Source organism: Novosphingobium sp. SG751A (assembly GCF_013149295.1).
In the GTDB taxonomy this organism is placed as follows: Bacteria; Pseudomonadota; Alphaproteobacteria; order Sphingomonadales; family Sphingomonadaceae; genus Novosphingobium.
The window spans coordinates 57,404-70,735 of sequence record NZ_JABGCB010000011.1; the positions used below are offsets into that span (position 1 = coordinate 57,404).

The window sequence follows — 13,332 nt, forward strand, 5'->3', positions numbered from 1 at the left end:
ATGGCGTCCGACACCCAAGGCCGCCGCCCTAGCGCAAACCTCGACAGTAACGGGATTGTTAAGGGCCCCCGCCCTTAACCCGCCGGAGCAAAAAACCTCCCAAAACAAAAACGCCCCGCGAAGGAAAATTCCCCGCGAGGCGCTTTTACCATCAATCCAAAAGGATCAATAGCGGTAGTGATCCGCCTTGAACGGGCCGGCCTGCGGCACGCCGATATAGTCGGCCTGCTTCTGCGAAAGCTGGGTCAGCTTCACGCCCAGCTTTTCGAGGTGAAGCGCGGCAACCTTTTCGTCGAGGTGCTTGGGCAGGACATAGACGTCGTTCTTGTAATCACCTGCCTTGGTGAACAGCTCGATCTGGGCCAGCGTCTGGTTGGTGAACGAGGCGCTCATCACAAAGGACGGGTGGCCGGTGGCGCAGCCCAGGTTCACCAAACGGCCCTTGGCCAGAATGATGATCTGCTTGCCATCGGGGAAGGTCACAAGGTCAGTGCCCGGCTTCACTTCGTTCCAGGCATAGTTCGACAGGCCCGAAATCTGGATTTCGCTGTCGAAGTGGCCGATGTTGCACACGATCGACATGGGCTTCATCGCGGCCATGTGCTCGGCGGTGATGACGTCTTCGTTGCCGGTGGCGGTGACGAAGATGTCGGCGCGCTTGACGGCTTCTTCCATCGTAACGACTTCATAGCCTTCCATCGCGGCCTGAAGCGCGCAGATGGGGTCGATCTCGGTCACCATCACGCGGGCGCCGCCATTGCGCAGCGATGCCGCCGAACCCTTGCCCACATCGCCGAAACCGGCAACGCAGGCGACCTTGCCGGCCAGCATCACGTCGGTGGCGCGACGGATCGCGTCAACCAGCGATTCCTTGCAGCCATAGAGGTTGTCGAACTTCGACTTGGTCACGCTGTCGTTCACGTTGATCGCGGGGAACGGCAGCTTGCCCTGCTTGGCAAGGGCATACAGGCGGTGAACGCCGGTGGTGGTTTCTTCCGAAACGCCGCGGATCGCCTTGACGCTGGCGGTCAGATAGCCGGGCTTTTCCTTGAGGAAGTTCTTGAGCGCGCGGACGAACTCGATTTCTTCGGCGTTGCTGGGCTCGAACAGGTCTTCGCCCGCCTCAACGCGCGCGCCCCACAGGGCGAACATCGTGGCGTCGCCGCCATCGTCGAGGATCATGTTGCAGGGCTCATCGCCCCAGTCGAAGATGCGGCCCACATAGTCCCAATATTCGGCCAGACTCTCGCCCTTCACCGCGAACACGGGAATGTTGCGCGCGGCGATGGCGGCGGCGGCGTGGTCCTGCGTCGAGAAGATGTTGCAGGTGGCCCAGCGCACATCGGCGCCCAGCGCGACCAGCGTTTCGATCAGCACGGCGGTCTGGATCGTCATGTGCAGCGAGCCGGTGATCCGGGCACCTTTCAGCGGCTGCGAGGCGCCATATTCGGCGCGCAGAGCCATCAGGCCGGGCATTTCGGTTTCGGCAATGGCGATTTCCGCGCGGCCATAATCGGCCAGGCCGATGTCGGCGATCACATAGTCCTTCTGGGCTTCCAGCGTGGTCACGAAAGGGCTCCTTAGAGAGTGGGCGCCAAAGGGGCGCCAATCATGGTCGCCCTTTAGCCCAGCCCCCGCCCCCGCGCAAGGGATATAAAGGAACCTTTATATCCCTTATAGGTCTCCTGCGGAAATGCCCCGATCTAGGGTCGATAGGCCAGCCTTGGCCCAGCCCCCAGCGCCAGATCGGCCGCGTCCTGCAACACCGCCGTCCCCTGCGTAACGGCCAAGGCATGGGCCAGTTCCTTCAGCGCGCGACAATCGAGCCACGGATGCCCGCCGCCGAACTGGTTGGCCATGCCAACGCCGATCCGGTCGAGCGCGCGCTCAGCCCCATCCTTGCCTTCCTGCGCGGCGATCTGGATCTTGAGATCGCGCGCCGCCGCGTTCAATTCGGACATATGCGCCGCCTCGAAGGCCTGAAAATCCTCAAGGAAATTGTCTGCCGTGGTGCGGCAACGCAGGCCCGTGACCATCAGCATGATATCCAGCTTACGCAATTTCTCCGCCGCGCTGGCCGGGCGCTCATCCTGTCGCGGGGCAAGCACGGGCCGCGCAAAATCCGGCACGGCGAAATCGGACTCCGCATGATTCTGCTCTATCGTCTGCTCTATCGTGCTCTGCGCCATCTGGGCCTGTGCGCCCTGCGGCAAACCGATGGCCAGTGCGCCTAAAATCGCCGCATATGGCCCGATACCCAATCCCTTCCTCATATCCATCCTCCCCGATGGTTGCGGCGATTTGACCGCATTTGTCATTGTGGCGCCCCCGCCAGCTTTGCAGATTGCGAAAAAGCCCTTTACCCGCCCCCAAATGCTAAGGTTAACAGTGCGTCAGGGATAAATTCTTGCGCGAAGGCCCATGCGTGGTTGCGACTGCGAAAGGGCGGCCTATATCTGTGCGCGACACAGAGGCGGACATATCGCAACGCCCGCCCCGCATAAGGAGAAAGCCATGACCATCGCCCCCGGCGACAGCCTGCCCGACGTCAAGCTCGTCAAGTCCACCGATTCCGAGCGCGAACCCGTTCAGACCGCCGAATATTTCAAGGGCAAGAAGGCCGTCGTCTTCTCGGTGCCCGGCGCGTTCACGCCCACCTGCTCGGCCAAGCACCTGCCCGGTTTCGTGGAAAAGGCCGCTGAACTCAAGGCCGCCGGCGTGGACGAGATCGTCTGCACCGCCGTCAACGATCCCTTCGTGATGGGCGTCTGGGGCGCGCAAAAGGGCAGCGCCGACGTGACCATGCTGGCCGATGGCAATGGCGACTTCGCAACCGCTCTGGGCCTGACGCTCGACGCTTCGGGCGCGGGCCTTGGCAAGCGCGGTCAGCGCTTCGCTCTTGTCGTCAATGACGGCGTGGTGGAAAAGGTTTTCGTCGAAGGTCCGGGCGAATTCAAGGTGTCCAGCGCCGAATACGTGCTGGAAAACCTCTGATTTTCCGCTGACCTTTCGGTCACGATAAAAGACCCCGGTGCCGCGATAGTGCCGGGGTTTTTTGTTGCCCATCAGGCCGCTTCCTCATCCATCAGCTTCACCTCGATCGCGCGCCACAGCCGGTCGAGCGCGCGAGCCGGTTCGCAATTGGGCGCGAATGTGCCGATGGGGGCGCGGCGAAAGGCGGTCTGCTCGATCATGCTGGCCATGGGGATGACGGGGAAAGGCGCCATCCGCCCCTCGCGCGCGGCCCTATGCCCCTTGCGCCGCGCATCATACATGGACAGCACCGGCAAAAGCGGCGGGTGCCGCCCGTTTTGGCGCAGCAGATCGCGCCGCAGCAGATCGAGCGCCCGCGCCGCCAGCGGCGAGGCAGGCAGCGGCACGATCAACACGTCGGCGGCGGCAATGATCTGCTCGCTCACCTCATTCTGCATCGGCGGGCAATCGAGGATGATGCGCGAAAATTCGCGCCGCAATGGCCATGTCAGTTGCGCCAGCCGCTTCTTCTGCCCCAGCCTCGCCAGATGCACCGGCAATCCGCGCAGACTGTCATCGGCGCGTAGCAGCGAAAGGCCGGCATAAGGTGTCGGCTCGATCAATTGCTCAGGGCGCCCCTCGCGCTGGAACAGGCTGGCCGCGCGCATTCTTGGCGCCTCGTCCATGCCCAGCAGAAACCCGGCCCCGCCCTGCACGTCCAGATCCCACAGCAGCGTGCGATTCCCGCCCAGCGCGGCCGACCGCCAGGCCAGATCGACCGCCAGCGTCGTCTTGCCCACGCCGCCCTTGGAACTGTAAACCGCGATGACCGCCATGATCCTGCATGCTCGAAGTGGTTAAAGGACTCTTAAGCCCTATGATCGACCTCTCGCATGGTGGCGGATTGCGCAAGGGAGGAATCGTGGCTGGTCCAAAATGGGATCGAACCGGCCCCAAATGCTACTTCAATATTGCGACATCAGGATGGGCGTATCGCCGCTGGTCATCGAATTGTTGCCAAAGCTGCGCGAGGCCCCGCCCGATTGCAGGTCCATCGACTTGGTGCTGCCCAGCATATTGTTATCAGCCATGATCGCATCATTGCCGGTGCCGATCACACGTACGCCCGATTCGCTGTTGGCCAGAAACAGCGTGCGGTAGATCTTGGCATGGGCCATCCCGTCGGTGCTGGACACCAGAACCCCCACGCGATTGTTGAACATCACCGAATCGTTAAGCGTCACGCGGCAATTGGTGGTGGAATAGATATAGACCCCCGCCCCAACGGTGCTGCTGGCCAGACAATCCTTGATCGAAACGCGGTTGAACAGGACATCGCCCGCCTTGAGCACCTGCACCCCATAGCCATAGGCGATGCTGCGCGCCGGGGCGATGCATTCCAGCGCGACATTGTCGAACATCACCTTATCCGTGCTGGCCGCATTGACCGTAATCGAGGCGACCATCGACATCTGGCCATATTCGGATCGGATCGTCAGGCTGCGGTCGATCGTGGCCGTGCCATAGATGCCGCTGTCCATCACCGAAATCGTGCCGCCCGCCGACGTCTGGCGGATCGCATAGGCCAGCGTGGCGCAGGGGGCCAGCGCCAGACAGCCCCCGCTGTCCAGCCCTTCGGAGGAGATCCAGGTCTGATCCACCAGCGCATGGGCCGGGGGCGCCTGAAACAAAAGGGCAAGCAGCAGGCAGACCGCCATGCGGAACCAGCGGGCGAGAGTTTCGATTGGGTTGCGTATCGTCATGAGGCCAAGTTTGCGGCCCATGCCGGGTTTCGTCGAACGCAACTCGGTTCAATTCCGAATCTATTCCCGCCCCGAATCAGTCTCCGAATCAGGCCCCGCTGTGCAAATAGGGGGTAAGAAACCGGATGATTCGCGCCTCCAGATCAATGCGGCGGTCCGACCAACTGTGATCGGTGGCCCCATGCCCGGTCTGCAGCTTTTTGCCCCCCGCCTTGCGAATCGCGGCCATCAGCGGCGCAACATCCCCGGCCAACCCATCATCGGAAGTCAGCACCAGCAAGGGCTTGCCCGCCAGCGCGGCGGCCCGAGAGGTGAAATCATAATCCGCCACATGCACCCCCAGTTCCTCGGACAGGGCCTGCGGCGTGCTGGCCAGCGTTTCCATGTTTTCCGACATCATCTTGACGCGCGGTTCTGGGGCCATCCGGCCGATCTGGCCGAAATTCGCCGCCGAAATCAGGCCCAGCGCCACCAGCCCCTTGTCCTGCGAGCCCGCCATCGCCGTCACCCATCCGCCCATGCTGTGGCCCACCACGGCCATATGCGCGGTGTCGATGCCCAATCGCCGGGCATTGGCCGGATCGCGTAGATAGGCCAGCACGGCCTGCAAATCCTGCGGGTTCTGGGCAAAGCGGAACGTGCCGGGGCTGCCCCATGACCCGCGATAGTTGAAGGTGATCGCATGCCATCCGGCGCGGCGCAGCGCCTGCGCCAGATCGAGGTTCTTCTCATTGCCGGGAAATCCGTGGCAGATCACCACCGTAGGCCGGGGCGCCGCGCCCGAGGCCAGATAAGCCACGCCATTGATCTCCACCCCGCCGCTGGGGATATGCAGCACCTCCATCCGCGCAGGATGGGCCCCATCATGGACAGGATCGGCGTAAATCGCAGGCGGCAAAGGCAACGGCCTGGCCGCCGCCGGAGCCAGAGGCGCGAGGAGACAGGCGGCCCATAGGGCGCGGCGGACAAGAGCGGGAGCGGTCATGCCCCACCCTCTCACCCGCGCCGCGCCGGATCAATAGCCCATCAGGCTCAGCACTTCCTTGCGGCTGCGCGGGTCGGACAGGAACGCACCCATCATCCGGCTGGTCACCATGCCCACGCCCGGCGTTTTCACCCCGCGCCCGGTCATGCAGCCATGCTGCGCCTCGATCACCACGGCCACACCGAAGGGGTCGAGATTGTCCCAGATGCACTGGGCCACCTGCGCAGTCAGACGCTCCTGAATCTGCAACCGGCGGGCATAGCCGTGCAGCACCCGCGCCAGCTTCGAAATCCCCACCACGCGCTCACGCGGCAGATAGGCGATGCTCGCCTTGCCGGTGATCGGGGCCATGTGATGTTCGCAATGGCTCTGAAACGGAATATCTTTGAGCAGGACGATCTCGTTATAGCCGCCCACTTCCTCAAACTGGCGCGACAGGTGGACCGCCGGGTCCTCATTATAGCCCTGACAATATTCCTTCCACGCGCGGGCCACGCGCGCGGGCGTGTCGATCAGCCCTTCGCGCGCCGGATCATCGCCCGACCAGCGCAGCAACGTGCGAATCGCCTCCTGAACCTCTTGGGGGACCGGCAGCTTGCCGTCATCGGCATGATCGTGGTCATGCAGGTCGAAATTTTCGCTGATCTCGTTCATTCTGCGCTACTCCGGCATCCTGCGCCAGACCGGCTGTCGGGGCGTCAAGGAAGAGTCCTCTCGCGGCATCGTCAGCGCGGCTTCGGGCCAGCATGGTTTACGGGAGCTTATGCCCCGATACGGCGCACGCTTTCGGCCCATATGCCGGCCAAAGCAAGAACAATTCGCGCTTTTAAGAAGGATGGCCCGAAGGGGCATTCAGGGGATCATGTGTTGGTGCACCCGGAGCGATTCGAACGCCCGGCCCTCAGATTCGTAGTCTGATGCTCTATCCAGCTGAGCTACGGGTGCACACTAACACAATATCCCAAACGGCCTTGTAAAAGACCGACCATTCCCCCCAAAAGGAGAGTGGTGCACCCGGAGCGATTCGAACGCCCGGCCCTCAGATTCGTAGTCTGATGCTCTATCCAGCTGAGCTACGGGTGCCTTGGAGCCGCGCCTCTAAGGGGACAGCACCGGCTTGGCAAGAGGAAAATGACATTTTGTAAAAACTAATTATTTTCGCTGTATTGCCCCCGCGCCGATCCAGCGCAACAGGTCGCGAACCAGCGGCACATCGAGCGGCGGCATATCCAGATCCGACAGAGCATCGGGCGCAACCCACGCAAATTGCTGGCCTTCTCGCGCCACGGGATCGCCGCTCCACACCCGCGCTATGTAAAGCAACAGCAGCACCCGCCGCCCCTCATCGCTATGGGCAAAGCTGACCGGCATCAGCGCGCGCGCCTCCAGCCCTACGCCCAGCTCCTCTTCCATCTCGCGCTGCGCCGCTTCGATCGGCCCCTCGCCCGGATCAATCTTACCGCCGGGAAATTCCCAAAGACCGCCGTGCTGTTTTCCCTCCGGACGGCGCTGCATCAATATATGCCCGTCCTCGCGCAACAGCGCCACGGCCACCACGGGCAGAATCATTGTACGACCTTTCCTAACCGCCTGGGAAATTCCACCATTCCCGTTCAAGATCTTATTAACCGGACGCCTGCACAATAACACCGCAACGGAATTGGGCGGGCAAGGTCATGTGTATTACAGAAATCCTGGCCCGGCTCCATCGGGACAAAAGCGGGCTGGCGGCGGTGGAATATGCGCTGCTGTGCGGGCTGGTTGTGCTGGTGATGATCGCCTCGCTCAACGGCATGGCCAATGTGATCGGCCAGACATGGAATCACGTCAGTTCCGAGGCCCAGACTGCGGTTCAACAATCGACAGGCGGCTAGGGCTGCCCCGCCGCTCTGCCTCGTTTTGCATTTTGCCAAGCTGCCCTGCTCCCCCTTCCGATACCTTGCGCAAGACTTAACCCTTGCCATCCGCATTCTCCGCAGAGGAATCGGGGCGCTGACGGATTGTTAAGACATCTCGACTAGGACGATGGGACCGCCGGGCTGAGACGGGAAAACTGGCAGGGCGGAAAGACTGCTACAGGAGACTGACCATGAAGTTCATCAACAAGCTGATCCGCGACGAAGCTGGTGCGACCGCCATCGAGTATGGCCTGATTGCCGCTCTGATCGCCGTTGCCGCCATCACCGCCATGAACGGTCTGGGCAACCAGCTCAAGACCACGTTCAACACCACCTCGTCGCAGATGTCGGCCGCCAACGCCGCTGCCTAATCGCCGGCCTGACTACGGGGTCGGGCGCGATTTAGAGGTAATGAGAAGGGCGACAGGGCAACCTGTCGCCCTTCTTGCGTGCGCGCAATATTTGCTTGACCATCTCATAATATGATGAACCTTTTTAAGGTTACCATAAGTAAAACTATCTTTTTGGTATCGCTTTATCAACACCTTATCAGTATTCCTCCGGAGGTCGGCAGAAACAAGTTGCTCGACGAGACCGGAGACCGACCATGAAATTCTTCAGCAAATTGATCCGTGACGAAGCCGGCGCCACCGCCATCGAATATGGCCTGATCGCCGCTCTGATCGCCGTTGCCGCGATCACCGCCATGAACGGCATGGGCAATCAACTCTCGACCACCTTCAACACCACCTCTTCGCAGATGTCGGCCGCCAACGCCGCTGCCTGATCGGGGTGATCCAGGGCGGCTGAGCCATTTGCCGCCCGCCCCATATGAGCGCTGTGACCGGCAGACGCTCATGACCAGCAAAAAGGGCGCAGCCTGCGAAGGCCGCGCCCTTTTTCTGTATCCCGCTTAGGACGCCGCGCCTTATTCAGCGCCGATCGCCAGAAAACGCTCTTCGCGCATCGCCAGCAATTGCTTGGCATCCAGCTTGAGCAGCTTGTCCAGTTCCTCGCCAATCGCCTTGCCCAGCGCCTTTGCCGCAGCATCCGGATCGCGATGCGCCCCGCCCACGGGTTCCGGCACGATACGGTCGATAACCTTGAGGCCCAGCAGGTCCTGCGCCGTCACCTTCATCGCTTCGGCCGCATCAGCCGCCTTTTCGGCGGTGCGCCACAGGATCGAGGCGCAGCCTTCGGGCGAAATCACCGAATAGACCGCATGTTCAAGCATCAGCACGCGCTCAGCGCTGGCCAGAGCCACCGCGCCGCCCGAGCCGCCCTCACCCACGATCACGGCCACCATCGGCACGCGCAGCGCAAGGCAGGCCTCGGTCGAACGGGCAATGGCCTCAGCCTGACCGCGCTCCTCAGCCTCAACGCCGGGAAACGCGCCCGAGGTATCGACCAGCGTGACCACCGGCAGCCCGAATCGGCCAGCCAGTTCCATCAGGCGAATCGCCTTGCGATAGCCCTCCGGCTTGCCCATGCCGAAATTGTGCTTGATGCGCGTGGCGGTATCATGGCCCTTTTCATGGCCGATCAGCATCACCTTGCGGCCATTCAACTTGGCAAAGCCGCCGATGATCGCCTGATCCTCGCCATAGAGGCGGTCGCCGCCCAGAGGCACGAAATCGGTGAAGATCTTTTCGACATAATCGACGAAATGCGGGCGCATCGGATGGCGTGCCACCTGCGTCTTCTGCCACGGGGTCAGCGCGCGATAGGTGCTGGCCAGCAGATCGGCGCTCTTGCGCTCCAGTCGCCCCACCTCGGCGGAAATGTCGAGGTCGCCCTCGGCCGCCGTTGCGCGCAATTCCTTGATGCGCGCTTCAAGCGCGGCCACCGGCTTTTCAAATTCGAGATAGGAAACCATGGGGCATGGCCCTAGTGCGCCGCGCAGGTTTGGGCAAGCCTTTCAGCCGTCAGCCAACCGTTCTGGCCGCCAAAGGATGTCGCTGGTTCACCAATTCGACCAGACGCGCCGCATCGACATGGGTATAGATCTGGGTCGTGCCAATATCGGCATGGCCCAATAACGTCTGCACCACGCGCAAATCGGCACCCCCTTCAAGCAGATGGGTGGCAAAGGCATGGCGCAACACGTGGGGACTAAGCCGCGTGGGGTCCAGTCCGGCGCGCGCGCCCAGTTCGCGCAGCAATTGAAACAGGCGCACCCGCGTCAGATGCCCATCCTTGCCGGTGGAAGGAAACAGGAAGCGCGAATCCGCCCCCGCGCCCCTGATGGCGATCCAGCGGCGCAGCACATGACCCGCGCGCGCGCTGATCGGCACCATGCGCTGCACCCCGCCCTTGCCCGTAATGGTCAGCAAGGGCGCATCACGCGGCGCGGAGCGGATCGGCAGGGATACCAGCTCGGTCGCGCGCAGGCCCGAACCATAGAGCAATTCCAGACAGGCCAGCGTGCGCAAGGGTTCGCGCTTGTCGCCCGCGGCTTCCTCTTCGGCGCGGGCAAACAGGGTCGCGATATCCTCATGCCCCAGAATGCGCGGCAAAGGGCGGCGCTGGGCCACGCGCGGCAGGGCCGGGCTGGGATCGTCCTCGCGCCAGCCCTCGTCGATCAGGAAACCGTAGAATTGCCGCAAAGCCGAGGATTTGCGCGCCACGCTGGCGGGCGAGAGATGGCCCCATGTGGCCGCCAGCCGTTCCAGCGCGGCCACATCGGCGTTTTCAATATCCCCCAGCACATCCTCGGCCCCGCGCAGATCGCGCTCATAGGCCGCCAGCGTGTTGGCCGCCGCGCCGCGTTCCGCCGCCAGCATGGCCAGAAACGCCGCCACCGCAACCGATGGCGCCCGCGTCACCCGCGCGCCTTTGTTAGAATTTCGCGCGTCACCCGCGCGCCACCGCTTCGGCCGCGATCATCCGCGCCTCGGCCCCCATCCCCACGCGATTGAGCGCGGAGGTGATGTGATAGAGATAGCGCGGCGTCATCTTGGCCCAACTGTCGCCCTGCATGCCCAATCCGGCCAGCAGCGCCACCAGCGCGGCATTGTTCACGCCCGCCGCCGTATCAATTGCCCCGGTCCAGCGGGTCTGGCCGCCGACGCTGCCCTTGACTTTGCCCAGCAGCGAATCGCGCGTGCTGTCCTTGATCCGTCCCAGCCCCGACAACGCCGCGATCAGCATGGCGCTGCGATGCTGGCCATCGGATTTGTCATTGCCGATAAAGCTCTCAATCGCCCCGGTATCGGCCTCGCCCGACATCGGCAGACCCAGCGCCAGTTGCGCCCAGCCGGGCGATCCGGCCTCGACCACCGGCCGCCACAGGGCCGCATTGCCGTCCAGCCCGGCGCTCAGCATCGAGGCGATCAGATCGCCCGATTGCGCATTGAGATCCGCCGAGGGCGCCAGACGCGCCGCCGCATAGGCCGTCAACACCATGCGGGCATAGCGCGAATAGGGGTTGGCGGCCCCATCCCACAATTGCTGCATCGCGGCCACGCGGTCGGCCGGGGCCACGCCCACATAGGCATCGCGCAGCAAAAGCGCGCGCTCCGCCGGGCCGCCGGTGATGTCGTCATTGCTGTAGATCTGGCTGTAAAGATCGACCATCGCCGCGCCCGACAGCACACCCATCGCGCCCGCCACATCGGCCGCATCGGCGCGCAGGCCCAGCCCGGCCATCGGCGACAGCGCGGTCATGTCGGCATAGACCGGCCCGGCCTTGGCCAGCAGCGCATCGGGCGGAGCCAATCCCACCGCCAGCGTCAACCCATGACGCATCGGGGTCAGGTCACCCACATTGTCCCACTCGATCTTGACCGCCCGCGCCCGCGCGCCGCCCACGGCGCCGGCATATTTCTGCGCCAGTTCCATATCCATGCCCGAGAGCGCCTTGGCCTTGCCCAGACGGTCGAGTTCGGACTGGCCGGTGGCGGTGGCCCCGCCATAGGTCTGGCAAATGCTGCGCATCACCTGCCAGGGCACATCGTCGCGCGCCGAGGCGTTCAATTGCAGCACCGGGCAAAAGCCGGTAAAATCGCCCGTGGCGATATAGGCGTCCATCGCCGCCTGCGTCAGCGAAGCGTCGTAATTGACCGGATCGACATCCTGCACCAGTGCGCGCGCCGCCACACCTTCGCCCATGCGCAGCAGCAGGGCGGCGCGCAGCGCGGCGAATTCGGCGGGCGCCATCTCGGCGGGCGCATCCAGCCGCGAGGCCAGCGCCCGGCGCACCAGAATATGGCCCCAGCGCGACACCATCTGACCATTGTTGCCCGCCAGCGCCGCGCGCACGAGGCCCGCATTCTGTCCGGCCAGCGATTGCGGCGCCATGCCGCCCTCGCCCGTGTCGAGCAGACCAACCTGCTTCATCGCCCGCTGGGCGCCGGGGGGGATGTCATATTTGGGGATAAGGCCCAGCAACCGGTCAAGCTTCTCCGGCGGCAGGGCGATCAATTGTTCAAACGAGCTGATCCCCTCGGGCAGCACCACCGGCCCGCTGGCCGATGCCGCGCCGATGGCGGCAATGCCCGATGGCGCCTCAACCATCGGTTGCGCGGCAATGGTGGGTTCGGGCGTGGGCGCGATGTCAACGCGCGGTTGGCCGGGGCGAACCGGAGCGGCCGCAGGAACCGGCGCGCGGCTGGGGCGCGGCGCGGGACGGTCAAAGCCGGGGGGCAGCAGCGATTCGGGGCCGCCCTGCGCCCATGCGCCGCCCGCCCCCAACAGGGCCAGCGCGGAGCAAACAAGGAGAGGTCTGGCAATCCGTTTCATCACTTCACCTGTCCGTTCACGCCGACCTGTCTGGCCGAAAGTTCCACCGCCACTTCGCGCATCTGCACCGGCCCGCCCTTGATCCAGGCCAGCGCCGCAACGCCGCCCGCCACCATCAAGGCCAGCACCAGCCACCAGAACAGCCACCGCCCGCGATGCGATTTTGCCGCTCTGTTCCTGCCCGCACTCTTGCCGCCATCGCGCCGGATCGTGATACTCAACGTCAAAATCCTCGAAACAGCGGCCCGAAGCGCGCCAACATCATGCTATGCTTGCGCAGCCGGTTAGCAAAAGTATAGGCAACCCGGCAATGGATGAAGATCACACTCTTTCCGAAAGCGTAGCCGAGGCCGCTCATCTGGCCGCTGTTCTGGCGCATATCGACCGCCCCATCGTTTTGGTGGGCATGATGGGCGTGGGCAAGACCAGCCTTGGGCGGCGTCTGGCCGCGCTGCTGGGCGTGCCCTTTGTCGATGCCGATGACGAGATCGAGAAGGCGGCGCATATGCCGATTCCCGATATTTTCGCCACTTACGGCGAGGCTTTCTTTCGCGAGGGCGAGCGGCGGGTGATCGCGCGGCTGCTGGGCGAAAACACGCCGGGCGATGCGATCAAGGGGCTCAAGCTGCCTCATGCGGGCAATGGCAAAGCGGGGCTGAAGGTTTTGTCCACTGGCGGCGGGGCCTTTGTGAATGATGCCACGCGCGAACTGATTCTCGCGCGCGGGATCGCGGTGTGGCTGGACGCCGAGCTGGAAACGCTGGTGGATCGCACCGCGCGCAAGGGAAACCGGCCTTTGCTGAAAACCGGCAATCCGCGCGAAATTCTCTCCAATCTCAAGTCCAGCCGCGAACCCTTCTATTCGCAGGCCCCGATCAAGGTGATGAGCGGCAATGTGCCCCATTCGCGCACCTTGGCCAGCCTGATGGTCTCGCTGGACGAATGGCTCGATGCCCATGGCGCGAAAGGCTGA

16 protein-coding genes and 2 tRNA genes are annotated in these 13,332 nt (G+C 63.6%); 5 read left to right on the forward strand and 13 right to left on the reverse strand.

Features of this window, described 5'->3' with window-relative positions; genetic code table 11:
• Window positions 1–165: 165 nt before the first annotated feature.
• Complete coding sequence (gene ahcY / locus FHW96_RS15755) at window positions 166–1,569, reverse strand: adenosylhomocysteinase (protein WP_172341534.1); 1,404 nt, start codon at window positions 1,567–1,569, stop codon at window positions 166–168.
• Window positions 1,570–1,703: 134 nt separating this feature from the next.
• Window positions 1,704–2,273 carry a hypothetical protein gene (locus FHW96_RS15760; RefSeq protein WP_172341535.1) on the reverse strand — a complete coding sequence of 190 codons (570 nt, stop codon included), beginning with the start codon at window positions 2,271–2,273 and terminating at the stop codon, window positions 1,704–1,706.
• A 241-nt stretch (window positions 2,274–2,514) separates the two neighbouring features.
• On the opposite strand from FHW96_RS15760, the gene FHW96_RS15765 reads away from it, so the two are divergent.
• Window positions 2,515–2,994, forward strand: coding sequence for a peroxiredoxin (locus FHW96_RS15765; RefSeq protein WP_172341536.1), 480 nt, complete (start codon window positions 2,515–2,517; stop codon window positions 2,992–2,994).
• A gap of 71 nt (window positions 2,995–3,065) precedes the next feature.
• On the opposite strand, the gene FHW96_RS15770 is transcribed toward FHW96_RS15765, so the two are convergent.
• From FHW96_RS15770 to FHW96_RS15800, 7 genes are all read right to left on the reverse strand, one after another.
• Window positions 3,066–3,809 carry a ParA family protein gene (locus tag FHW96_RS15770; RefSeq protein WP_172341537.1) on the reverse strand — a complete coding sequence of 248 codons (744 nt, stop codon included), beginning with the start codon at window positions 3,807–3,809 and terminating at the stop codon, window positions 3,066–3,068.
• A gap of 129 nt (window positions 3,810–3,938) precedes the next feature.
• Window positions 3,939–4,736 carry a NosD domain-containing protein gene (locus tag FHW96_RS15775; RefSeq protein WP_172341538.1) on the reverse strand — a complete coding sequence of 266 codons (798 nt, stop codon included), beginning with the start codon at window positions 4,734–4,736 and terminating at the stop codon, window positions 3,939–3,941.
• 88 nt (window positions 4,737–4,824) lie between these two features.
• Window positions 4,825–5,721, reverse strand: a complete 897-nt coding sequence (locus FHW96_RS15780) for a S9 family peptidase (RefSeq protein ID WP_172341539.1) — start codon at window positions 5,719–5,721, stop codon at window positions 4,825–4,827.
• A gap of 30 nt (window positions 5,722–5,751) precedes the next feature.
• Window positions 5,752–6,375, reverse strand: coding sequence for a GTP cyclohydrolase I FolE (gene folE / locus FHW96_RS15785; RefSeq protein ID WP_172341540.1), 624 nt, complete (start codon window positions 6,373–6,375; stop codon window positions 5,752–5,754).
• Window positions 6,376–6,589: 214 nt separating this feature from the next.
• Window positions 6,590–6,666: transfer RNA gene (locus FHW96_RS15790), tRNA-Arg, on the reverse strand.
• A gap of 61 nt (window positions 6,667–6,727) precedes the next feature.
• A tRNA-Arg gene (locus FHW96_RS15795) sits at window positions 6,728–6,804 on the reverse strand.
• 69 nt (window positions 6,805–6,873) lie between these two features.
• Window positions 6,874–7,290 (reverse strand): (deoxy)nucleoside triphosphate pyrophosphohydrolase, encoded by a 417-nt coding sequence (locus FHW96_RS15800; RefSeq protein WP_172341541.1) that lies wholly within the window; start codon window positions 7,288–7,290, stop codon window positions 6,874–6,876.
• 107 nt (window positions 7,291–7,397) lie between these two features.
• Here FHW96_RS15800 and FHW96_RS15805 point away from each other — a divergent pair, with 107 nt between their 5' ends.
• From FHW96_RS15805 to FHW96_RS15815, 3 genes are all read left to right on the forward strand, one after another.
• Window positions 7,398–7,595 (forward strand): Flp family type IVb pilin, encoded by a 198-nt coding sequence (locus FHW96_RS15805; protein ID WP_172341542.1) that lies wholly within the window; start codon window positions 7,398–7,400, stop codon window positions 7,593–7,595.
• A 215-nt stretch (window positions 7,596–7,810) separates the two neighbouring features.
• Window positions 7,811–7,990, forward strand: coding sequence for a Flp family type IVb pilin (locus tag FHW96_RS15810; protein ID WP_172341543.1), 180 nt, complete (start codon window positions 7,811–7,813; stop codon window positions 7,988–7,990).
• Between the two features lie 236 nt (window positions 7,991–8,226).
• A complete protein-coding gene (locus FHW96_RS15815) occupies window positions 8,227–8,406 on the forward strand; it encodes a Flp family type IVb pilin (protein ID WP_172341544.1) in 180 nt (59 codons plus the stop codon).
• Between the two features lie 141 nt (window positions 8,407–8,547).
• Here FHW96_RS15815 and FHW96_RS15820 read toward each other — a convergent pair whose 3' ends face one another.
• From FHW96_RS15820 to FHW96_RS15835, 4 genes are read right to left on the reverse strand one after another with little or no spacing between them, the layout of a single operon-like run.
• Window positions 8,548–9,495 (reverse strand): acetyl-CoA carboxylase carboxyltransferase subunit alpha, encoded by a 948-nt coding sequence (locus FHW96_RS15820; RefSeq protein ID WP_172341545.1) that lies wholly within the window; start codon window positions 9,493–9,495, stop codon window positions 8,548–8,550.
• A 49-nt stretch (window positions 9,496–9,544) separates the two neighbouring features.
• Window positions 9,545–10,444, reverse strand: a complete 900-nt coding sequence (locus FHW96_RS15825) for a tyrosine recombinase (protein WP_371815734.1) — start codon at window positions 10,442–10,444, stop codon at window positions 9,545–9,547.
• A gap of 28 nt (window positions 10,445–10,472) precedes the next feature.
• Complete coding sequence (locus tag FHW96_RS15830; RefSeq protein WP_172341546.1) at window positions 10,473–12,359, reverse strand: hypothetical protein; 1,887 nt, start codon at window positions 12,357–12,359, stop codon at window positions 10,473–10,475.
• A complete protein-coding gene (locus FHW96_RS15835; RefSeq protein ID WP_172341547.1) occupies window positions 12,359–12,580 on the reverse strand; it encodes a hypothetical protein in 222 nt (73 codons plus the stop codon). The genes FHW96_RS15830 and FHW96_RS15835 overlap by 1 nt, the downstream gene beginning before the upstream one ends.
• An 89-nt stretch (window positions 12,581–12,669) precedes the next feature.
• Between FHW96_RS15835 and FHW96_RS15840 the strand changes: the two genes are divergently transcribed.
• Window positions 12,670–13,332, forward strand: a complete 663-nt coding sequence (locus tag FHW96_RS15840; RefSeq protein ID WP_253951004.1) for a shikimate kinase — start codon at window positions 12,670–12,672, stop codon at window positions 13,330–13,332.